The organism is Fulvimonas yonginensis, assembly GCF_037137055.1.
In the GTDB taxonomy this organism is placed as follows: Bacteria; Pseudomonadota; Gammaproteobacteria; order Xanthomonadales; family Rhodanobacteraceae; genus Frateuria_A; species Frateuria_A yonginensis.
Genome location: NZ_JBBBNY010000007.1, coordinates 54,863 through 76,057, shown reverse-complemented (window position 1 = coordinate 76,057; position 21,195 = coordinate 54,863). Strand labels below are relative to the sequence as shown.

Genomic DNA, 21,195 nt, shown 5'->3' with positions numbered 1-21,195 from the left:
AGACCACCGACGATGTCCGAGATTCCCACCCTCGAAACCCCGCGCCTGCGCCTGACCGCGCTCGCCGCGCGCCACTTCGACGACTACGCCGCCATGCTCGCCGACCCCGACAGCACACGCTGGATCGGCGACGGGCAGCCACTGGACCGTACCGGCGCCTGGCGCTCGCTGGCGATGCTGCTGGGCCACTGGCAACTGCGCGGCTGCGGCATGTGGGCGCTCGAGCTGAAGGAGACCGGCGCCTTCGTCGGCCGCGCCGGCCTGATGTACCCGGAAGGTTGGCCGGACCTGGAACTGGGCTGGATGCTCAAGCGCGAGTACCGCCACCACGGTTACGCCACCGAGGCGGGCCGGGCGATCCTCGAGTTCGCCTGGAACGTGCTGCACGCGCCGCGCGTGATCAGCCTGGTGCGCATCGGCAACGAGGCGTCCGACCGCCTGGCCGAGCGGCTGGGCGGCGAGCACATCGAGGACATGGACTTCTACGGCAGCCACAACCACGTGTTCGCCTACTACCCGCCCTTCCGCGAGCCGCGGCGGGCCTGGGCCTAGGCAGGCCGCTCCGGGCGAAGGCGCTTCCGTACGACGTCGCCGGTGCCGGCGGGTGTGCCGGGCGCGAGGCCGGCGCGTCGCCCCGGGGACCGCCACCCCCGGCTGGCTGATCTTTCCCGCCCCCGGGCGGACGAGGCCGCCATCATGTCCGTGCACGGCGCCTGCCTTGCCGTCATCCGCCGGCGCGCGGGCCCGAATCCGGGACGGCCCGCCGCGGGCCGCTACAGCGGTAGCCCGCCACGCCGCGGCGCCAGCGCACGCCCTATTTCGGCCAGGGCGAACAGCCGGGCGACGCGGGTCCAGCCGATCGCCAGCACCGCCGCTTCCGCCAGCAGCAACGCCAGCAGGAAACCGCCCGTCCCCACCGCCGGCGTGCGCAGACGGGCCACGCCCACGGCCAGTGCGAGGGCATAGCCGATGGCGCCCATCACCACGTAGACCAGCAGCGTGCCCAGCGGCCGGCGCAGCAGTTGCATGAAGCCGCGCCCGAGCGCGCGCGTGGCCGAGCGCAGGCCGGCATCGGCGATGAAGGCCGCGCGGGCGGACTCCACGATCGCGTGGGCGAGCGCGAACAGCACGAGCGTGACCCACAGCGCGGTGTGCTGGGCGCGGTCCGCCACGCTCTCCAGCACGGCCCGCTCGGCCTGCTTGTGTGCCACGCCGAAAGCCGCGGCACCCAGGCCGATCGCGGCCGCGTACGGCAGCAGCGACCACAGCAGCACGCGGAACATGCGGCCGTATTCGATCACGCCGCTCTGCAGCAGCTGGCCGAAGCCCAGCACCCGTCCCGCGCGGCCGGCGGCCACCGTCATGCCGGCCAGGAACGGCCCGAGCAGCACCGCCAGCGCCACCGAGACCACCAGCGAGCCGTGCAACCAGGCGCCGTCGCGTCCCAGCGCGGCGGCGGCGTCGCCGAACATGAGCGGGTCGAACTGCCGTGCCCATGCCGCCGCGTGCACGGACGAGTCGAGCAGGTCCGACAGGGCCCGCCACAGCGGCAGTGCGGCGACCGCCGTCGGCAGCAGCAGGAACACCATCCACAACAGCAGCAGGCGCCACTGCAGGGCGGCGATGGGGGCGCGCAGTACGGCGCCGAGATCGGTACGGCGGTTGTGTGTGCTCGTCATCACAGCGACACCAGCAGTGAAAGGAAGGCCTGTACCAGTGCGGCGAAGTCGGCGCTCCAGCGCCGCGAGGCGGCACCGTCGGGCCTGGCCGCGAGGCTGTCGTTCAACTTGTCCGCGTCGAGGAACACCCGGCGCTGCGGGTCGAGCTCGGCCGAAACGACCTTGCTCGGCCCGGTGAACTCGAACCGGGCCCAGCGACGGTCGTCGTTCCACTTGAGCTCCTGGTGGCTGCCGTCGGCGAAGGTCACCCGCAACACCTGAGGTACCTGCGCACCATCGCGCACCACGCTCACCGTGCTGTGCCAGGGAAACGGTCCGCTGCCCGGCTTCGCCTTCGGATGGGTCTTGGCCCAGTCCTCGCGCTGCCTGGCGATGCGCTTGTCCAACGCCTCGGTGTCGCCCTCGGTGTGCTTGCCGTCGACGCGCATGCTGCCGGCCAGCGGCAGCACTTCCTCGCTGTCGATGCTCGCCACGCGGTCGTCGATGTGCGCGGTGCCGTAGACGTACTGGTCGAACACCTCGTTGACGGTTTTCGCGTCGCCCGAGACGTCGATCAGCGCCTGCCGCAGGTCGGCCGCGGAAGGATGGCGGAAGTGCCAGCGCCGGTAGTACTCGCGGAAGGCGCGCTCGGTGACTGCCTTGCCCAGGCGCTCTTCCAGGTCGTGCATGGCGGTGGCGGTACGCGAGTAGACCGTGCCATAGCTGCCGCTGGAATAGCGGTCCCAGGCGTTCTCGCCCAGCGGATCGTAGGGATGGCGCAGGTCGGCGCCCAGGCGCTCGGCGACGAAGCCCGGCACCGCCGGCGCGATGCCCAGCCGCTTCAGACCCGCGGTGGTGGCGACGATGTCCTGGCCGCGCTCGCGCAGCATGCGCTGGTCCCAGTACTCGTTCATGCCCTCGTCCAGCATCGGCTCCTCGAACTCGTTCGAGGCGAGCAGGCCGTAGAAGTAGCCGTGGCCGAACTCGTGGATGGTGACGAAGTCGATCGCGTACTGGCTGAGCGTGCCGGGCGTGACCTCCTTGTAGCCCTCGGCGGTGAAGAAGGTGGGGTACTCCATGCCGCCCGCTTCGGAAGCGTTGTACGGCGGCACCACCGCGGTGAGCGTGCGGTACGGGTACGGCCCCAGCGTGTCGGAGAAATACGTCAGCGCGTCGGTGCTGGCCTTGAGTACCGGCTGCGCGCTGGCGGCGTATTCGGGCGGATAGAGCACCCGCACGGCGACCTTCGGGCTGCCCGGCCCCTGCCAGCTGCCGTCCAGCACCTTGTAGCCCTTGGCCGCGACCCAGGCGAAATCGTGCACGTCGCCCTGCACGAAGTGGTAGGTGGTCCTGCCGTTCGCCGTCACCGGGGCGCCCTGCGGCTCGCCCACCGCACCCACGGTGTAGTCGCTGGGCACGCTCAGGGTCACGTCGAAGCGCCCGAAGTCCGCGTAGAACTCGCTGTTGAAATGGAACTCGTGCACGTTCCAGCGCACCTGGGTCGCCCCACGCTCGCCGGGCAGTTCCAGCACGCCGATCTTGGGGAACCACTGCGCCACCAGGTTGAAATCGCCCCACCAGCCGGTGCGCTCGACCACGCGCGGCAGCTGGCTCAGGAACTCGATGTCCAGCGTCAGCGTGCCGCCCGCCGGCACCGGCCGGGCCAGGTCGATGCGCGCGACGGTCTGGTCGGTGGCCGGGCCGCCGTCCGGGTGCACGAAGGCCCATTTGAGTGCGGCACCGTCCTGGCTGACCTGCTGGAGGTCGATCCAGCCCCACTGCCCCTTCTCGAGCTTGGCGGCGCCGCGCGAACCGCTGTGCGCGGTGAGCACTTCGCGCTCGGTGAAGAAGGTACTGCCTTCGTTCTGGAAGGCGTTGAGGTAGAGGTGCACGTAGATGCTGCGCACCTCGCGGTCGCTGCGGTTGCGCCAGGTCAGCTGCTCCTTGCCGCTGACCGCGTGCCGCGCGGCGTCGAGCGAGGCATCGATGCGGTAGTCCACCACGCGGTCGGACAGCGTCGGCTCCTGCCCGGTGCGCGGCCCGCCCCAGGCATCCGGCGCGCTCGGCACGGACGGCGCGGCCGCGTGCGCCGGCGCGAACGGAATCGGCATGTAGGCGGTGCTGGCCGCCGCGGGTGCGGTGGGGGCGGCTGCCGCCTGTGCATGGACCAGGCCCGGCGTCGCCGACGCCCACAGCGCGGCGGCACCCAGCCATCCGGCAAAGATCGATCTCATCGAAACGCTCCCCTGCTGCTGTCGATGGCCCGGACACGGGCCCGTCTGCGCCCGCGGCATCTCCCCCGTCGCACGCCGGCCGCCGGCAAGCATCCAGCGTGCGGCATCACCGGGGAGGCCACATAGGCCATAGGTCATGGTACTGGCCTGTTCAGGCCCGCCACAGCCGCCGCTCGTCGCGGCGCGTGGGCGGCAGCGCAAGCACGACCAGGGCCAGCCCCAGGTGGGCCAGCGCGGACAGCGCCGATCCACGGCGCGGGTCGAGCGTGTCGATGGCGAGCAACCCGTTGGCGAGGTTCCAGCCCCAGTGCAGGCCCACCGCCGCCCACAGGCTGCCGCTGCGCCACAGCGCAGTCGCATAGGCGAGGCCGTAGCAGAAGAGCATGGTCCATTCGAGCAGCCCGCGCTCCAGCCGGTAGATGTGGTTGAGCACGTAGACGACGCTGGAAAGCAGCACGAACGCCCATCCGCTGCGCCAGCGGATGCCGGCGGCGCGGTACCAGAAACCGCGCGTGAGAATGTCCTCGGCCAGCGAGGGCACGAAGGTGACGACCAGCAGCATGGCCAGGGTGCCGACGCTGGCCGGCAGCTGCCAGGCGAGCATGCCGGTGGCGGAGGTATAGACGCCCAGGCGCAGCCCCGCCGCCACGGCGATCGCCTTGGCGAGAACCGCCAGCAGCACGCCACCGGCCAACCAGCCCAGGCCGCGCGGCGGCGCCTGCAGCGCGTAGGCGCCGTAGCCGCGCCAGCCCAGCCAGCGCGACAGTGGCCAGGCCATGGCCAGACAGGCGCACATGAGGACGCCCTGCACCGCAAAGCTGTGCAGCCAGCGCTCACCCACGCCTTCGGCGGACTGGTACAGCAGGAACAGCGCCGCGAAAGCCAGCGGCGCACGCCAACGGTGCTGCATCGGTCGTCTCCGGATTTCCCCGCCGCCAGCGTAGCACCGCCGCCGGCGCGGGAGCCACGCCGCTCAGCGGTCGTCGCGGGTCCAGAGCGCCGCGTCCTCCTCGCGCACCGGGAAGCTGGCGATCGGCTCGTAGGCCGGCGGGCGGGTCACCGCGCCGGTGCGCAGGTCGAAGCGCGCACCGTGGCGCGGGCATTCCACCTCGAAGCCGAACACCTCCCCCCCGGCAAGGTCGCCGCCGTCGTGGGTGCAGGTGTCCTCCACCGCGTAGAACCGGCCGTCGACGTTGTACACGGCGATCGGCGTGTCGCCGTCGTAGACCACCCGGAACTCGCCCGGCAGCAGTTCGTCCTTCGCGCAGACGCGGATCCAGCCCTGCTGCGCCAGGCTCATGCGGCGATTCCGGCCAGTGGCTTGACCAGCAGCTCGAAGCGCAGGTCGTCGCGACGCGGGATGCCGAAGCGCTCGTCGCCGTAGGGGAACGGCTTGTAGCTGCCGGTGCGCCGGTAGCCGCGGCGCTCGTACCAGGCGATCAGTTCCGCGCGCTGCACGATCACCGTCATCTCCATCGCGCGGCAGCCCCACTCCTCGCGCGCGACACGCTCGGCCTCGCCCAGCAGGCGCTTGCCGAGACCCGCGGCCTGCTCCGCCGGGTCGACCGCGAACATGCCGAAGTAGGCGGCCTCGCCGTGCCGTTCGAGGTGGCAGCTGGCCAGCAGGCGGACGTCCCGCTCCAGCAGCAGGATCCGGCTGTCGGGCCGGGCGATCGCGGCGCCGACGTCGGCCGCATCGGTGCGCTGGCCGTCGAGCAGGTCCGATTCGGTCGTCCAGCCGCGGCGGCCGGAGTCGCCGCGATAGGCCGATTCGACCAGCGCCACGACGGCGGGGACGTCCACGGGCGTGGCCGTGCGGAAGGTGAAGGCGGGGGCGGTATCCATTCGCGCATGATAGCGAGCGCCTCCGCGGTGCGGGATGGCCGGTCGCATGGCGGGACGTCCACGCAGGGTTCACGCCTGCTTCCTGCCGGGGCGGGTCCACTGGGTCCTTCCACGGGTGTTCCGATGCCGACCACGCGCGCGTACCGCCTGCTCGCCTGCATGCTGGCCCTGGCCGGCTGCGGGCGCGCGCACCTGCCGGTGTCGGCCGGCGTCGGCCCCGAGCCTGCGCTGCCGCCGCCGGATCCCTCACTGATCCCGACCGTGCACGTCGCACCCGCCGTCGGCTGGGCGCCCGGCGCGGGCCCCGTCGCCGCGCCGGGGTTGAAGGTGCAGGCCTTCGCGCGCGGGCTGGACCACCCGCGCTGGCTCTACGTACTGCCCGACGGCGACGTGCTGGTCGCCGAGACCAACGGGCCGCCGCGACCGCAGGATGCGAAGGGTCCCCGGGGCTGGATGATGCGCTGGATGCAGAAGCGCGCCGGCGCCGGTGTGCCGAGCGCAGACCGCATCACGCTGCTGCGCGACGCCGACGGCGACGGCGTGGCCGAGGCCCGCAGCGTGTTCCTGGAACACCTGCACTCGCCGTTCGGCATGGCGCTGGTGGGCGACGCGTTCTACGTGGCCGACACCGACGCGCTGCTGCGTTTCCCCTACCGCGACGGCGCCCTGCGCATCACCGCCGGCGGAAGCCGGATCGCCGGGTTGCCGGCCGGGCCGATCAACCACCACTGGACCAAGAACCTGCTCGCCAGCCGAGACGGCGCGCGGCTGTTCGTCACCGTGGGTTCCAACAGCAACGCCGGCGAGAACGGCCTGGCGGTGGAGCGCGATCGCGCGCGCATCCTGCAGATCGACCCGTCGACCGGCGCCACCCGCGCCTACGCGACCGGCCTGCGCAACCCGGTGGGCATGGCCTGGCAACCGCAGAGCGGCGCGTTGTGGGTGGTGGTCAACGAGCGCGACGAGCTGGGCAGCGACCTGGTGCCCGACTACCTCACCGAGGTGCACGAGGGTGCCTTCTACGGCTGGCCGTACAGTTACTACGGCCAGCATGTCGACCAGCGCGTCGCGCCACAGGATCCGGCGCTCGTGGCGCGCGCGACGGTGCCCGATTACGCGCTGGGCGCGCACACCGCCTCGCTGGGCCTGGCGTTCTACACGGCGGACCTGATGCCGCGCTTTCGCAACGGCGCCTTCGTCGGCCAGCACGGCTCGTGGAACCGGCGCCCGTTCAGCGGCTACAAGGTGGTCTTCGTGCCGTTCGCCGACGGCCGGCCCGCAGGGCCGCCGCAGGACGTGCTCACCGGCTTCCTCGATGCGGACGGGCGGGCGCAGGGCCGGCCGGTCGGTGTGGCGGTGGACCGGCACGGCGCGCTGCTGGTGGCGGACGACGTGGGCAACACCGTGTGGCGCGTGACCCCGGCGCCGGTGCGCTGACGTCCGCACCCGCGTAGGAGCGCTTGCTCGCGATGCCCTCCTCCCGGCGGCACCTCAAGCAAAAGGCATCGCGAGCGAAGCTCGCTCCTACAGCAGCAGCTTGCGCACCTTGAGCAGTGCGGCGACGAAGGCGTCGACCTCCTCCATCGTGTTGTAGAAGGCCAGCGAGGCGCGCAGCGTGGCCGGCACGCCGAAGTGCTGCATCAGCGGGTGCGCGCAGTGATGGCCCGAACGCACGGCGACGCCTTCCAGGTCGAGCAGCGTCGCCAGGTCGGTCGCCTGCGCGCCCTCGAGCAGGAACGAGATCACCGGCTCCTTCTCCGCCGCCTCGCCGATCAGGCGCAGGCCGGGCAGCTCGCGCAGGCGCGCGGTGGCATGGGCCAGCAACTGCTGCTCCCAGGCGTGGATCGCGTCGAGATCGAGCGTCTCGTAGTAGTCGACCGCCGCGCCGAGGCCGACGAAACCGGCGATGTTCGGCGTGCCGGCCTCGAACTTGTGCGGCGGATCGGCGAAGGTGGTGCCGTCCACGCGCACCTGGCGGATCATCTCGCCGCCGCCGAAGAACGGCGGCATCGCCTCCAGGTGGGAGCGGCGGGCCCACAGCGCACCGGTCCCGGTGGGGCCGAGCATCTTGTGCCCGGTGAAGGCGTAGAAATCGCAGCCCAGCGCCTGCACGTCGACCGGCCGGTGCGGTACCGCCTGCGAGCCGTCGACCAGCAGCGGGATGCCGCGGCGGGCGCACTCGCGGGCGATCTCCCGTACCGGGTTGACCGTGCCCAGCACGTTGGACACGTGCGCCACGCAGGCGAGCTTCACCTCCGGCGTGAGCATCTCGAGGTAGCGCTCCACGATCAGCTCGCCGCGCTCGTTGATCGGCGCGAACTTCACCGAGGCGCCGCTGCGCTGGGCGACGAGTTGCCACGGCACGATATTGGCGTGGTGCTCCATCAGCGTGGTCAGGATCGCGTCGCCGGGGCCCAGCCGCGGCAGCGCGTAGCTGTAGGCCACCAGGTTGATCGCCTGGGTGGTACCCGAGGTCAGCACCAGCTCGTCGCGCGGCGCATTGACGAAACGCGCCAGCTTGTCCCGTGCGCCCTCGTAGGCGAGCGTGGCCTCCTCGCCCAGCTGGTGCACCGCGCGTGACACGTTGGCGTTGTGCCGTCGGTAGTGCTCGTCCACCGTCGCGATCACGGAAGCGGGCTTCTGGCTGGTATTGGCGTTGTCCAGATAGACCAGCGGCTTGCCGTGGACGCTGCGCGCGAGCAAGGGGAAGTCGGCGCGGACGCGCGCGACGTCGAAGGCGGCGGGCGCCGCATGAGCCTGGGCGGCGATGGCGGACATGGACGTCTCGCGTTGTGAAGAATGGGTCACGACCTTAGCCTGCCGAATGTGAAGAAAAGCTGGGCCCGCTTGAACGGATGCCGACGCCCGGAGGGGCTCCGCCCGCCCCGCCCTGCTGCACGCGGCCGTCAGCCCGGCAGCTGCGCCAGCAGCAGCTGCTCGACATGCGCACGCAAGGCCTCGTGCTCCAGCGATTCGAACGGTGCACGGGCGAACGCCGCCGTGAGCAGGCTGCGCGCCTGCGCCCCGGGGATGCCGCGCGAGCGCAGGTAGAACAGCGCACGCTCGTCCAGTTGGCCGACCGTGGCGCCGTGGGCGGCCTTCACCTCGTCGGCGTAGATCTCCAGTTCGGGTTTGGTGTCGATCTCGGCCTGCGGTGAGAGCAGCAGGTTCTTGTTGCCGAGCGAGGCGTCGGCGCCGTCGGCGCCGGCGTTCACCACGATCGCGCCGCGGAATACGCCGCGCCCCCGGCCGCTGGCCACGCCGCGCCAGAGCGAGGAGGATACGGTGTCGCGCGCCCGATGGTGGATCGCCAGCTGCGTGTCGGCGTGCTGGCGCCCTCCCGGCAGGAACGCACCACGGGTATGGAACGCCGCCGCATCGCCGACCAGCTCCGCCCACACGTCGTGGCGTGCCAGCCCGCCGCCCAGCTCCAGCGCATGCAGGTAGACCTGTGCGCGCGCATCCAGCCGGTAGTGGCTGCGGCGCACCAGGCTGCTGGCCGCACCCGCCTGCTGCAGCACGGCGTGACGCAGGATCGCCCCGGCATGCAGCGTGTGGTCGGTGAGCACGGTGCCCAGGTGTGCCTGCTCGCCGGTGCCCAGGTGCTGTTCGACCAGGCTCAGCTCGGCGTCCTCCTCCAGCTCGACGACGTTGCGCAGGTGCCACGCCACGTCGCCGTCGGCGGGCGCGCCGACGAACAGCAGGCGCAGCGGCGCCGCGACCCGGGCCCCGGCCGCCACGCGCAGCACCGCGCCGTCGCGAGCGAAGGCGGCGTTCAGCCGCGCGAACGCCTCGCCGGCCTCGCGGTAATGGCGCGACAGCGCGAAACGCAGCGGTTCCGGCTCGCTGGCCAGCGCCTGCGACAACGGCCGCAGGCCGATCCCCTCCGGCAGCGCATCGAGCGAGGACAGGTCCGCGCGGAACGCGCCGTTGACGAAGACCAGCGCCGGTCCCTCGACACCCGGCAGCGCCAGCGCCGCCGGGTCGACCACCCGGTCTGCAGCCTGCGCATCGCCCGCGGCGAAGCTGCGCTGCGCCAGCGCGCGCAGCGCGGTGTACTTCCACGCCTCCACGCGCGTGTCCGGCAGGCCGGCGGCGAGGAAGGCGTCGAGGTTCTCCCGTCGCGCCCGATCCAGCCAGGCGATGCCACTGGCCGGCAGCGAAGCATCGGCCAGCGCGGCGACGAACGGCGTGCGGGCCGGCTGGTTCATGCGTCCGCCCCCGCCGGCTCGCCGTGCTCGGCGAGCCAGGCGTAGCCGCGCTCCTCCAGCTTGAGCGCCAGGCTGCGATCGCCGCTCTCGACGATGCGCCCGCCGGCCAGCACGTGCACGAAGTCCGGCACGATGTAGTCGAGCAGGCGCTGGTAGTGCGTCACCACGATGAACGAGCGCTCCGGCGAGCGCAGCGCGTTGACGCCCTCGGCGACCTGCTTGAGCGCGTCGATGTCCAGGCCCGAGTCGGTCTCGTCCAGGATCGCCAGCTTCGGTTCCAGCAGCGCCATCTGGAAGATCTCGTTGCGCTTCTTCTCGCCGCCGGAGAAGCCCTCGTTGACCGCGCGGTTCAGCAGCTCCGGCGAAAGCTGCATGACCTTCAGCTTCTCGCGTACCCGCTTGAGGAACTGCATCGAATCGAGTTCGGCCTCGCCGCGCGCCTTGCGCTGGGCGTTGTAGGCCGCACGCAGGAAGTAGGTATTGTTCACGCCGGGGATCTCCACCGGGTACTGGAAGGCCAGGAACACGCCGGCGGCGGCGCGTTCCTCGGGCTCCAGCTCCAGCAGGTTGCGGCCCTCGAACACCACCGAGCCTTCGGTCACCTCGTAGCCCTCGCGCCCGGACAGCACGTTGCCCAGGGTGGACTTGCCGGCGCCGTTGGGGCCCATGATGGCGTGCACCTCGCCCGGCTTCACCTCGAGCGAAAGGCCCTTGAGGATGTCCTTGCCCTCGACGCGGGCGTGCAGGTTGTCGATCTTCAGCATGGTCTTTCCATCAGGCAGAGAGGTGCGCGAGCGCGTCGAGCGCGTCCTCGCGGCGGTCCCAGGGCACGAACACGTGGTCGTGCAGGAACGCGGAAACCGGGTTGCAGGAAATGCCGCGCGCGGCGAGCGCGGCGGACACGGCGGCCATCAGGCCCACCGCGTCCAGGCTGGACTGCACGCCGAGGGTGATCTGCGCCCACAGCAGCCGGTCGGCGACCAGTTCGGCGCCTTCCAGGTCGTGGTCGACGATCAGCGTCACACCCTCGTCCTCGCGGAACATCATCAGCGCGTCGGGAAGGCGCGCGGCGGCCTTGTCGTGCGAGACGAACAGGAAGCGGCGCGGCATCGGGTGCAGGCGCGGGCTCAGCCCGGCGAGCAGGGCATGCAGGTCGGTGCCGCCCGGGTGCGTGCTGGTGGCCGCCGTGCTCATCCGACCGCGCCCTCCAGCGATACCTCCAGCAACTTCTTGGCCTCCACCGCGAACTCCATCGGCAGCTCGCGGAACACCTGCTTGCAGAAGCCGTCGACGATCATCGATACGGCGTCTTCCTCGCCGATGCCGCGGCTGCGGCAGTAGAACAGCTGGTCGTCGGATATCTTCGAGGTGGTCGCCTCGTGCTCGACGATCGCGGTGGGGTTCTTCACTTCCATGTACGGGAAAGTGTGCGCGCCACACTTCTTGCCGATCAGCAGCGAATCGCACTGGGTGTAGTTGCGTGCGCGCTCGGCGCCCTTCTCCACCTTCACCAGGCCGCGGTAGCTGTTGGAGCTGCGCCCGGCCGAGATGCCCTTGGAGACGATCTTCGACTTGGTGTCGCGGCCTATGTGGATCATCTTGGTGCCGGTATCGGCCTGCTGGAAGTGGTGCGTCAGCGCCACCGAGTAGAATTCGCCCACCGAGCGGTCGCCGCGCAGTACCACCGAAGGGTACTTCCAGGTGATCGCCGAGCCGGTCTCGACCTGCGTCCAGCTGATCTTGCTGTCGGCGCCACGGCAGTCGCCGCGCTTGGTCACGAAGTTGTAGATGCCGCCGACCCCGTTCTCGTCGCCGGGATACCAGTTCTGCACGGTGGAATACTTGATGTTCGCGCCTTCCAGCGCGACCAGCTCGACCACCGCCGCGTGCAGCTGGTTCTCGTCGCGCCGCGGGGCCGTGCATCCTTCCAGGTAGGACACCTGCGCGCGGTCCTCGCAGACGATCAGGGTGCGCTCGAACTGGCCGGTGTTCTGCGCATTGATGCGGAAGTAGGTGGACAGTTCCATCGGGCAGCGCACGCCGGCCGGCACGAACACGAAGCTGCCGTCGGAGAACACCGCCGAGTTGAGCGCGGCGAAGTAGTTGTCGCCCGGCGGCACCACGCTGCCCAGGTACTTGCGCACCAGTTCGGGATTCTCGCGGATCGCCTCGCTCATCGAGCAGAAGATCACGCCGGCTTCGGCCAGCTTGGCACGAAAGGTGGTGCCGACCGACACCGAGTCGAACACCGCGTCCACCGCCACGCCGGCCAGCGCCGCGCGCTCGTGCAGCGGCACGCCAAGCTTCTCGTAGGTTTCCAGCAGCTTGGGATCGACCTCGTCCAGCGACCTGGGGCCTTTCTTGGGCGCGGAGTAGTAGCTGATCGCCTGGTAGTCGATCGGGTCGATCTTGAGCTTGGCCCAGTCCGGCTGCGGCATGTTCCGCCAGTGGCGGAAGGCGGCCAGGCGCCACTCGGTCATCCACTCCGGCTCGCGCTTGATCGCCGAGAGCTGGCGGATGATGTCCTCGTCGAGGCCCGGCGGCAGGCTCTCGCTTTCGATGTCGGTGACGAAGCCGGCCGCGTAGTTGCGGCCGAGCGCCTCGGCGACCTCGGCGTTCTCGCGCAGCACGGCGTTGTCGGCGCGGCTTTCGATCGATTCGGCTGTCATGCGTGGGTCCTGCCCTTCAGTTCGCTCAGCGCCACGGTGGCCTCCGCCGGGCGCGGCGGTTGCAGCATGTCGGCCAGGCTCACCGCGCGCAGTGCGTTGTCCAGCACGTTGCTGATGTGCCGCCAGCTGCCGCGCACGCCACATTGCGATTCGCGACCGCACTGGCCCTCGACGCTGCATTCGGTCATGCCGATCGGCCCCTCCATCGCCTCGACGATCTGCGCCAGGCTGATCTCGGTCGCCGGCCGCGCGAGGCGGTAGCCGCCGTTGACGCCGCGGAACGACTCGACCAGCCCGGCGTGCCCCAGCGACTTGAGCAGCTTGCTCACGGTCGGCAGCTCCAGCCGCGCCTCGTCGGCGATCTGCGCCGTGCTCAGCACGTCGTGCGGGTGGGCGGCGATGCAGGTCATCACCACCGTGGCGTAGTCGGTAAGACGGCTGACGCGCAGCATGGAATCGGCCTCTTAATCCAGACCAAAATGGTACGGATTAAACGTTCCGCGGTCAACCGGACACGGCAAGCCGGCCGGCACCTGCAGGAGCGAGCTTGCCGGCGTTGCTCTTGCTTGGTTCCATGCCCATCAGCAAAGGCGTCGCGAGCAAGCTCGCCCCCACCATGCTGCCGCCCTACAGCCGGCCGTCGACCGCCTCCTGCGGCAGCACCGACTTGACGTCGTAGATCACCGCCCCGGGCCGGCCCAGCGCACGAATGCGCTCGGCGCCCATGTCGCGGAACTGGCGGTGCGCCACGGCGACGATGATCGCGTCGTAGCCCTCGCCCGGCTGCTCCACCAGCCGCACGCGGTAGGCGCGCTCGGCCTCGACCGGGTCCACCCAGGGGTCGTACACGTCCACCTGCGCGGCGGAGGACTCCAGCTCGCGCACGATGTCGATCACCCGCGTGTTGCGCAGATCCGGGCAGTTTTCCTTGAAGGCGAAGCCCAGCACCAGCACGCGCGCGTCGACGATGTGCAGGCGCCGCTCGCTCATCAGGCGGATCACGCGGTCGGCCACGTAGCTGCCCATGCGGCTGTTGATGCGCCGCGCGGCCAGGATCAGCTCCGGGTGGTAGCCGGTCACCTCGGCCTTGTGGGTGAGGTAGTACGGGTCCACGCCGATGCAGTGGCCGCCGACCAGACCCGGGCGGAACGGCAGGAAGTTCCACTTGGTGCCGGCCGCGGTGAGCACCTCCTCGGTGTCGATGCCGAGCCGGTGGAAGATCAGCGCCAGCTCGTTGACCAGCGCGATGTTGACGTCGCGCTGCACGTTTTCGATCACCTTGGCCGCCTCCGCCACGCGGATCGACGAGGTCTTGTGCGTGCCGGCGCGGATGATGGTGCGGTAGAGCGCGTCGACCCGCTCGGCCGCCTCGGGGGTGGAGCCGGAGGTCAGCTTGACGATGTCGGTCACGCGCCGCGCGTGGTCGCCCGGGTTGATCCGCTCCGGACTGTAGCCGCAGAAGAAGTCCACGTTGAAGCGCAGCCCCGAGCCGGCGGCCAGCAGCGGCACGCAGACCTCCTCGGTGGTGCCGGGATACACGGTGGATTCGAAGACCACCACGTCGCCGCGCCCGAGCAACGGCCCGAGCATGCGGCAGGCCGCCTCCAGCGGCTTGAGGTCCGGCCGCTGTGCCTCGTCGATGGGCGTGGGCACGGTGACGATGTAGACGTTGCAGCCGGCCAGGTCCTGCGCCCGCTCCGTGAAGCGCAGCCGGGTGGCCGCGCGCAGCTGTTCCGGGCTGGTTTCCAGCGTGTGGTCGCTGCCGCCGCGCAGCTCCGCGATGCGCGCCGCGTCGATGTCGTAACCCAGCGTGTCGAAGTGGCGGCCGAACTCCACCGCCAGCGGCAAGCCGACGTAGCCCAGTCCGATGATGCCGATGCGCGCGGGGGTGTGGGATTCCATGGAACCTGGATGCAGCCGAAATGCGTTGAGGGTACAGGAAGCCGGGTGGCTTGAGCCCCTCGCCGGTCGGGAGTGGGATGGATGAGGGTCGGGTCAGCCTCCGCGTGCTGCATCGCCGCCTTGGGCGCCCCTCCCGGAGGGAGAGGGAACAGCAGACGCGTTGGCCGCGCTAAGCTTTGGCCTTCCCCCTCGTTACCGTGCCCATGACCGTCCCCGACCGCGCCGCCGAACGCCTCGCCTGGACCCGCGCCACCCTCGGCGATCCCACGCTGGTCCTCGCGCCGGCCTCGGCCGACGCCAGCTTCCGCAGCTACTGGCGCACGCGGCACGGAGAGCGCAGCTGGATCGTGATGGACTCCCCGCCGGCGCTGGAGGACCCCGCCCCCTGGCTGGCGATCGGCCGGCGCCTGCATGCCGCCGGGCTGCACGTGCCGGCGGTGCACGCGCACGACCTGGCGCAGGGCTTCCTGCTGATCGAGGACCTCGGCAACCGTCCGTACCTGCCCGCCCTGGACGAACGCAGCGCCGACGCGCTGTACGGCCGGGCGATGGACGCGCTGCTGCGCATCCAGACCGCCGTCGACGGCGCCGACCTGCCGCCGTACAACCACGCCTTCCTGCAGCGCGAGCTCGAGCTCATGCCCGAGTGGTTCCTGCAGCGCCACCTAGGCTACACGCCCGCGTGCGAGGCATGGGACGTGATCGAGGGTGCGTTCACCACGCTGCTGCACAACGCCGCGGAACAGCCACGGGTGTTCGTGCACCGCGACTTCCACAGCCGCAACCTGATGCTGGTCGATCCGCCGGCCGGCAGTGAACCGCCGTGGTGGAACCCGGGCATCATCGACTTCCAGGGCGCCCTGCACGGCCCGCTGGCCTACGACCTGGCCTCGTTGCTGCGCGACTGCTACATCGCCTGGGACGAGGCGCGGGTGGCCCGCTGGGTCGAGGCCTACCGGACCCGCGCAGTCGCGGCAGGGCTGCTGGATGCCTCGCTGGACCCCGCGCGCTTCACACGCTGGTTCGACCTGATCGGCCTGCAGCGGCACCTCAAGGTGCTCGGCATCTTCTGCCGCCTGTGGTACCGCGACGGCAAGCGCGGCTACCTGGCCGACCTGCCGCGCGTGCTCGACTACGTGCTCGCCGTGGCGCGACGCTACCCGGAGCTGGCCGACCTCGCCGCGCTGATCGACCGCGCCGTGGGGCAGCGCGACCTCACCGTGCCGGCCGCCGCATGAGGCACGCATTGATCTTCGCCGCGGGGCTGGGCGAGCGCATGCGCCCGCTCACCGAGCACACGCCCAAGCCGCTGCTCGAGGCCGGCGGCAAGTCGCTGATCGTGTGGCATCTGGAAAAACTCGCCGCCGCCGGCGTGCACTACGTGGTGATCAACACCTCGCACCTGGCCGAGCAGTTCCCGGAGCGGCTCGGCGACGGCAGCCGATGGGGGCTGCGCATCCGCTACGCCTACGAGGGTCCCGCGCCACTGGAGACCGGCGGCGGCATGCTCAATGCGCTGTCCCTGCTCGGCGAGGGGCCGTTCCTGGCGATCAACGGCGACATCCACAGCGACGTCGACTACGCCGCCCTGCCGGCAGCGCCGCAGGGCCTCGCACATCTGGTAATGGTGGACAATCCCGCCCATCATCCGGACGGCGATTTCATGCTCGACGGCGACGGTCGCCTGCACGCGACCGGCACCCGGCGGCTGACCTTCAGCGGTATCGGCGTCTACCGGCGTGAGTTGCTACGTGACTGGCCCGCACTGGTCGGGGACGCGCCGGGCGCCGCCGAGCGCCCGCCCCGATTCCGGCTCGCGCCGCTGCTGCGCGCGGCGATGGATGCCGGGCTGGCGCACGGTACGCACCACCGCGGCGCCTGGACCGATGTGGGCACCCCCGCCCGCCTCGCCGAGCTGGATCGCCACCTTCGCGGCGAGCTGGCGCGCACGCGTCGCCCCGGGGGCGCCTGACCGGGGGGCCGGACCTGCCTGGCGCCGGCATAACGAGCCATACATGGATGGCTTTCTACAGTGGAAAGAATAGAGTCACCCGAGAAGCGCCCCACGCATGGATCACGACGAACGGACGCAGGATCGGCCCAGGATGATCGAACGCGTGCGCGCGTACGACTGGTCGTCCACGGCCCTGGGGCCGATGGCACAGTGGCCGCAGGCGCTGCGCACCGCGGTGGACATCACGCTGGCGTCCAACCTGCCGATGACGATGGTCTGGGGGCCGGATGCGCAGATCATCTACAACGACGCCTACGCCGGATTCGCCGGTGCCCGCCATCCGTACCTGCTGGGCCTCAACGTGCTCGCCGCCTGGCCGGAAGTGGCCGATTTCAACCAGCACGTGCTGGACGTGGCGCTGACCGGCCGCTCGCTTTCGTACAAGGACAAGCCGCTGGTGCTGTTCCGCAACGGCCATGCCGAGACCGTCTGGCTGGACCTGGAGTACACGCCGCTGCGCGACGCCGACGGGACCCCGCGCGGCTTCCTCGCCATCGTGGTGGAGACCACCGCGCGCGTGCTGGCCGAGCGCGCCTACCGCCGCGCGCGCGAGCAGGTCGAGCTGGCGCTGGACTCCGGCGCGGTCATCGGCACCTGGCTGTGGGACGTGCAGACCGGCAAGGTCACCGCCGACAGCCGCTTCGCGCGCAGCTTCTCGCTCGACCCGGCCGAGGCCGCCGCGGGGCTGCCGGCACGCACCTTCCTCGAGCGGGTCCATCCGCAGGACCTGCCCGAACTGGAGGTGCGCATCGACGAGACCATGCGCCGCAAGGCGCCGTTCCGCTGCCAGTACCGCATCCGCCAACCGGACGACGGCTACCTGTGGGTCGAGGCGTCCGGGCGCTGCGAGCACGACGAGCAGGGCCACCCGACCTGCTTCGCCGGCGTGATGGTCGACGTGCAGGAGCGCAAGCTCGCCGAACAGCAGCAGCGCACCATGATCAACGAGCTCAACCACCGGGTGAAGAACACCCTGGCGATCGTGCAGTCGCTGGCGGCGCAGTCCTTCAGCGGGGCCGACTCGGTGGAGAGCGCCGCGGAGGTCTTCAACGCCCGCCTGATCTCGCTTTCCCACGCCCACGACGTGCTCACCCGCGAGCACTGGCAGAGCGCCCTGCTGAGCGACCTGGTGGCGCAGATGGCGCGCTCGCACAACTTCCGCGGCAGCGAGCGCTTCGAGATCGACGGACCGCGCGTGCGGCTGTCGCCCCAGCACGCGCTGTCCTTCGCGCTGGCCTTGCACGAGCTGGCCACCAACGCGATCAAGTACGGCGCGCTGGGCGACCGTGGCGGCGGCGTGCGCATCCACTGGCGGGTCGGCGAGGATTCCACCGGCCGGCGCATCCTGCACCTGGCCTGGATCGAGCACGACGGCCCGCCGGTGCGTCCGCCCACCCGCAAGGGCTTCGGTACCCGGTTGATCGAACGCAGCCTCAATCCGGCGAGCAACGGCGCCGTGAGCATCGATTACCGCGAGAGCGGGCTGGTGTGCCGCATCTCGGTGCCGCTGCCGGAGCTGGACGAGGAGTAACCCTCAACGGCCGGCCGGCTTCAGGGTCGGCGGCACCGGCAGGGCCGTGGCGGCGACCGGCGTCGCCCGCGCCGCCGCTGGCCCGGGTTCGCCGGCCGGAGCGGCCGATGGTGCATCCGCGCCGGACGCCTGGGGCGCCTGGCTCGCGGTCGGTGCGGCGGCGCCGGCCGGATCGGTGCGGGTGTCGACCACGTCCTGCGAGAGCGCGGCCGCTTCCGCCTCCTTGGTCATCACGATGATGCTGATGCGCCGGTTGATCGGGTTGTCCGGATGGGCCTTGTCCAGCGGCACCGACGCGGCCAGGCCGACCACCCGCGCGGTCTTGCCCTTGAGCATGCCGCCGGCCAGCAGCGCGCGGCGCGCGGCGTTGGCGCGATCGGTGGACAGCTCCCAGTTGCTGTAGTCGCGATCGTTGGCGTAAGGGGCGTCGTCGGTGTGGCCGGTGATGCTGATGTGGTTCGGCACGCGGTTGATGAAGCCGCCCAGCTCGCCGAGGATCGCGCGCGTGTAGTCCTTCAGCTGCGCGCTGCCCAGGTCGAACATCGGCCGGTTCAGCTTGTCCACGATCTGGATACGCAGCCCCTCGGACGTGATGTCGAGCAGCAACTGGTCCTTGAACGGAGCCAGCGCCTGGCTGTTCTGGATCGCCGCGTGCAGCTGCTTCATCAGCTCCTGCAGGCGCTCCTTCTCCCGTTCGCGCGCCTGCCTGTCCAGTTCGGCCTTGGTGGCGGTACGCGGTGGCCCATTGTGACGGTCCTTGCCGGGACCGTGCGAGAGATCCATTGCGCCGCCCAGCTTGATGGCGGCGTCGCTGGCGCCGCCGGGGCCGACCTTGCCGGGCGGGGCGATGGTCGCCGTGCCGGGCGTGCCGCTGGGGTTGCGGAAGTACTGCGAGATCGCCGCCTTCTGCTCGCGCGTGCCCGCGCCGATGATCCACATCACCAGGAAGAAGGCCATCATCGCGGTCACGAAGTCGGCGTAGGCCACCTTCCAGGCGCCACCGTGGTGGCCGTGCGGGCGCTTCCTGACCCGCTTGATGACGACCGGGGCGCCGCCCTCGCTCATGCACCGGCCCCCGCTCGGGCACCCTTGAGGTGGTCTTCCAGGTCCTGGAAGTTGGGACGCGAATGCGCGGACAGCACCTTGCGCGCGAACTCGACGGACACCTTGGGGTTGTAGCCGCGCAGGTTGGCCAGCAGGGCGACCTTGACGCACTCGTAGGCCTTGCCGTCCTCGCGCACGCGGCTCTCCATTGCCGCCGCCAGCGGGCCGATGAAACCGTAGCAGAGCAGGATGCCCAGGAACGTCCCCACCAGCGCGCCGGCGATGTGCTCGCCGATGCGCGAGGTATCGCCGCCCAGGTTGGACATGGTGGTGACGATGCCGAGCACCGCCGCGACGATGCCGAAGCCCGGCAGGCCGTCGGCCATCTTGGCGACCGCGACCGAGGGGGCCTCCGCCTCGTGGTGATGGGTTTCCACCTCGGCGTCGAGCAGCGCCTCCAGTTCGTGCGCCTCCATGTTGCCGCCCACGATCAGGCGCAGGCAGTCGGTGATGAACTCGACCAGATGGTGCTCGCGGAGCAGCCGCGGATAGGCGGAGAACACCGAGCTGGCCTGCGGGTCCTCGATGTGCGACTCCATCCCGAGCACGCCTTCCTTGCGCATCACGCCGAAGATGTCGTACAGCAGGGCGAGCAGGTCGACGTAGTCCTGCCTGCGGTATTTCGGTCCCTTGATCAGGCCGGCCGCGTCGCGCAGCGCGCCCTTGACGATCTTGGCGGGGTTGGCCGCCAGGAACGCGCCGATCGCGCCGCCGAAAATGATCAGCAGCTCATAGGGTTGCCACAGGGCCAACAGCTGCCCGTGCGACATCACGTAGCCGCCGAGCACGCAGCCCAGCACGATCAACGACCCAACCAGAACCAGCATGACCTACTCCGGGCGGCGTGGCGCCTTGCATTCCGGTTTATCGGTCGGCCGGCCGGAAAATTGAACGCGCGGGGCGCGCCGGGACGCGAGCTGCGTCACTCTTCCGCGTGCAGCGGGACGCCGCGGAAGGCCCTCGCTTGCGGGCCGGCCGTGAATCCGCCCCCCCAGAAACGAAAAGCCCGGCTCGGGGCCGGGCTTTCGCGCGCTGCTCGGCGACGTCAGGGTCGCCGTGCCAGCTCCGGATTGTCGCGGGTCTGCGGCATCAGGTCCTTCTTCGACACGCCCAGCCACAGCAGGATCGGGCTGGCCACGAAGATCGAGGACAGCGTGCCCACCACGATCCCGATCAGCATGGTGATGGCGAAGCCGTGCACTGCCGGGCCGCCGAAAAAGTACAGCGCCGCCATGGTGATGCCGGTGAACAGCGAGGTGATGATGGTTCGCGACAGCGTGGTGTTGATCGAGCGGTTGAGGATCTCCTCCGGGTCGGCCTTGCGGGCGAGGCGGAACAGTTCGCGGATACGGTCGAACACCACCACCTTGTCGTTGATCGAGTAGCCGATCACCGCCAGTACGGAGGCCAGCACGGTCAGGTCGAACTCGCGCTGCACCAGCGCGATCACGCCGAGGGTGACCAGCACGTCGTGCACCTCGGTGGCCAGGGCCGCGATCGCGAAGCGCCGCTCGAAGCGTATCCACAGGTACACGCCGATACCGATGATCACGAAGACGGCGGCGATGCTGCCGTCGCTCTTGAGCTCGTCGCCCACCTGGGCGGTGACGAAGTTGCGGCTGCTTAGGGTGGCGTCCGGACGCTCCTTCTTCAGCGCGGCCATCACGTTGGCGGCCACCCGGTCGGCCTTGGCCGACTCGCTCAGGTTGGCCGACGCGGCAACGGCCTTGTCGTCCTTCGGCTGCAGGCGGATCACCACCTGGCGCGAACCGCCCAGGCTCTGCACCACCGGGTTCTCGATGCCGGCCTCGGCCAGCGCCTTGCGCACCTCGCCGATGTCGACCGTGCGGTCGTACTTCACTTCGATGGACACGCCGCCGGTGAAGTCGAGCCCGTAGTTGAGGCCCTTGGTGAAGATCAGCACGATCGAGGCGAGCATCAGCAACGCGGCGATCGCGATGCTGACCCTGCGCATGCCAAGGAACGGCACGTTGCTGTTGTGGTTGAAGATTTCCATGCGGTCCCCG

Annotated in this window: 20 protein-coding genes; 5 read left to right on the top strand and 15 right to left on the bottom strand. The window is 70.6% G+C overall.

Translation table 11 applies throughout. The annotated features are described in order from the left end of the window. Window positions 1-12 precede the first annotated feature (12 nt). The gene (locus WAT24_RS10965) at window positions 13-552 is read left to right on the top strand and encodes a GNAT family N-acetyltransferase (RefSeq protein ID WP_336807906.1); all 540 of its coding nucleotides are present in this window, start codon (window positions 13-15) and stop codon (window positions 550-552) included. A 221-nt stretch (window positions 553-773) separates the two neighbouring features. Here the strand turns inward: WAT24_RS10965 and WAT24_RS10960 are convergent, their stop codons facing one another. From WAT24_RS10960 to WAT24_RS10940, 5 genes are all read right to left on the bottom strand, one after another. Continuing rightward, a complete protein-coding gene (locus WAT24_RS10960) occupies window positions 774-1,679 on the bottom strand; it encodes a hypothetical protein (protein ID WP_336807905.1) in 906 nt (301 codons plus the stop codon). Next, entirely contained in the window at window positions 1,679-3,892 is a 2,214-nt protein-coding gene (locus WAT24_RS10955; RefSeq protein WP_336807904.1) for a M1 family metallopeptidase, read from the bottom strand. Before WAT24_RS10955 ends, WAT24_RS10960 begins: the two co-directional genes overlap by 1 nt. 151 nt (window positions 3,893-4,043) lie before the next feature. Continuing rightward, window positions 4,044-4,802: a CPBP family intramembrane glutamic endopeptidase gene (locus tag WAT24_RS10950; protein WP_336807903.1), complete on the bottom strand. Its 759-nt coding sequence runs from the start codon at window positions 4,800-4,802 to the stop codon at window positions 4,044-4,046. A gap of 63 nt (window positions 4,803-4,865) precedes the next feature. Further along, window positions 4,866-5,192 (bottom strand): non-heme iron oxygenase ferredoxin subunit, encoded by a 327-nt coding sequence (locus WAT24_RS10945; protein ID WP_336807902.1) that lies wholly within the window; start codon window positions 5,190-5,192, stop codon window positions 4,866-4,868. Next, window positions 5,189-5,737: a GNAT family N-acetyltransferase gene (locus tag WAT24_RS10940; RefSeq protein ID WP_336807901.1), complete on the bottom strand. Its 549-nt coding sequence runs from the start codon at window positions 5,735-5,737 to the stop codon at window positions 5,189-5,191. Before WAT24_RS10940 ends, WAT24_RS10945 begins: the two co-directional genes overlap by 4 nt. A gap of 123 nt (window positions 5,738-5,860) precedes the next feature. On the opposite strand from WAT24_RS10940, the gene WAT24_RS10935 reads away from it, so the two are divergent. Beyond that, window positions 5,861-7,174, top strand: coding sequence for a PQQ-dependent sugar dehydrogenase (locus WAT24_RS10935; protein ID WP_336807900.1), 1,314 nt, complete (start codon window positions 5,861-5,863; stop codon window positions 7,172-7,174). An 87-nt stretch (window positions 7,175-7,261) separates the two neighbouring features. Here the strand turns inward: WAT24_RS10935 and WAT24_RS10930 are convergent, their stop codons facing one another. From WAT24_RS10930 to WAT24_RS10900, 7 genes are all read right to left on the bottom strand, one after another. Then, entirely contained in the window at window positions 7,262-8,515 is a 1,254-nt protein-coding gene (locus tag WAT24_RS10930; protein WP_336807899.1) for a cysteine desulfurase, read from the bottom strand. A gap of 128 nt (window positions 8,516-8,643) precedes the next feature. Beyond that, window positions 8,644-9,948, bottom strand: a complete 1,305-nt coding sequence (gene sufD / locus WAT24_RS10925) for a Fe-S cluster assembly protein SufD (RefSeq protein ID WP_336807898.1) — start codon at window positions 9,946-9,948, stop codon at window positions 8,644-8,646. After that, window positions 9,945-10,712, bottom strand: coding sequence for a Fe-S cluster assembly ATPase SufC (gene sufC, locus WAT24_RS10920; RefSeq protein ID WP_336807897.1), 768 nt, complete (start codon window positions 10,710-10,712; stop codon window positions 9,945-9,947). The genes sufD and sufC overlap by 4 nt, the downstream gene beginning before the upstream one ends. 10 nt (window positions 10,713-10,722) lie before the next feature. After that, the gene (locus WAT24_RS10915; RefSeq protein ID WP_336807896.1) at window positions 10,723-11,142 is read right to left on the bottom strand and encodes an ACT domain-containing protein; all 420 of its coding nucleotides are present in this window, start codon (window positions 11,140-11,142) and stop codon (window positions 10,723-10,725) included. Further along, entirely contained in the window at window positions 11,139-12,617 is a 1,479-nt protein-coding gene (gene sufB, locus WAT24_RS10910) for a Fe-S cluster assembly protein SufB (protein WP_336807895.1), read from the bottom strand. The genes WAT24_RS10915 and sufB overlap by 4 nt, the downstream gene beginning before the upstream one ends. After that, window positions 12,614-13,069, bottom strand: coding sequence for an SUF system Fe-S cluster assembly regulator (locus WAT24_RS10905; RefSeq protein ID WP_336807894.1), 456 nt, complete (start codon window positions 13,067-13,069; stop codon window positions 12,614-12,616). The genes sufB and WAT24_RS10905 overlap by 4 nt, the downstream gene beginning before the upstream one ends. A 175-nt stretch (window positions 13,070-13,244) precedes the next feature. Then, window positions 13,245-14,519 carry a nucleotide sugar dehydrogenase gene (locus tag WAT24_RS10900; protein WP_336807893.1) on the bottom strand — a complete coding sequence of 425 codons (1,275 nt, stop codon included), beginning with the start codon at window positions 14,517-14,519 and terminating at the stop codon, window positions 13,245-13,247. 203 nt (window positions 14,520-14,722) lie between these two features. Between WAT24_RS10900 and WAT24_RS10895 the strand changes: the two genes are divergently transcribed. The 3 genes from WAT24_RS10895 (at window position 14,723) to WAT24_RS10885 (ending at window position 18,064) form a co-directional block, all read left to right on the top strand. Continuing rightward, window positions 14,723-15,757, top strand: a complete 1,035-nt coding sequence (locus WAT24_RS10895) for an aminoglycoside phosphotransferase family protein (RefSeq protein ID WP_336807892.1) — start codon at window positions 14,723-14,725, stop codon at window positions 15,755-15,757. Continuing rightward, entirely contained in the window at window positions 15,754-16,491 is a 738-nt protein-coding gene (gene murU / locus WAT24_RS10890) for an N-acetylmuramate alpha-1-phosphate uridylyltransferase MurU (RefSeq protein ID WP_336807891.1), read from the top strand. Before WAT24_RS10895 ends, murU begins: the two co-directional genes overlap by 4 nt. Window positions 16,492-16,624: 133 nt before the next feature. Further along, entirely contained in the window at window positions 16,625-18,064 is a 1,440-nt protein-coding gene (locus WAT24_RS10885; RefSeq protein WP_336807890.1) for a sensor histidine kinase, read from the top strand. 3 nt (window positions 18,065-18,067) lie between these two features. Here the strand turns inward: WAT24_RS10885 and motB are convergent, their stop codons facing one another. The 3 genes from motB to secF all read right to left on the bottom strand — a co-directional run bounded on the left by motB (window position 18,068) and on the right by secF (window position 21,185). Next, on the bottom strand, window positions 18,068-19,129 hold the full coding sequence (gene motB, locus WAT24_RS10880; RefSeq protein WP_336807889.1) for a flagellar motor protein MotB: 1,062 nt from the start codon (window positions 19,127-19,129) through the stop codon (window positions 18,068-18,070). Continuing rightward, window positions 19,126-19,995: a flagellar motor stator protein MotA gene (motA, locus tag WAT24_RS10875; protein WP_336807888.1), complete on the bottom strand. Its 870-nt coding sequence runs from the start codon at window positions 19,993-19,995 to the stop codon at window positions 19,126-19,128. Before motA ends, motB begins: the two co-directional genes overlap by 4 nt. A gap of 218 nt (window positions 19,996-20,213) precedes the next feature. Beyond that, window positions 20,214-21,185, bottom strand: coding sequence for a protein translocase subunit SecF (gene secF, locus WAT24_RS10870; RefSeq protein WP_336807887.1), 972 nt, complete (start codon window positions 21,183-21,185; stop codon window positions 20,214-20,216). Window positions 21,186-21,195: the final 10 nt, after the last annotated feature.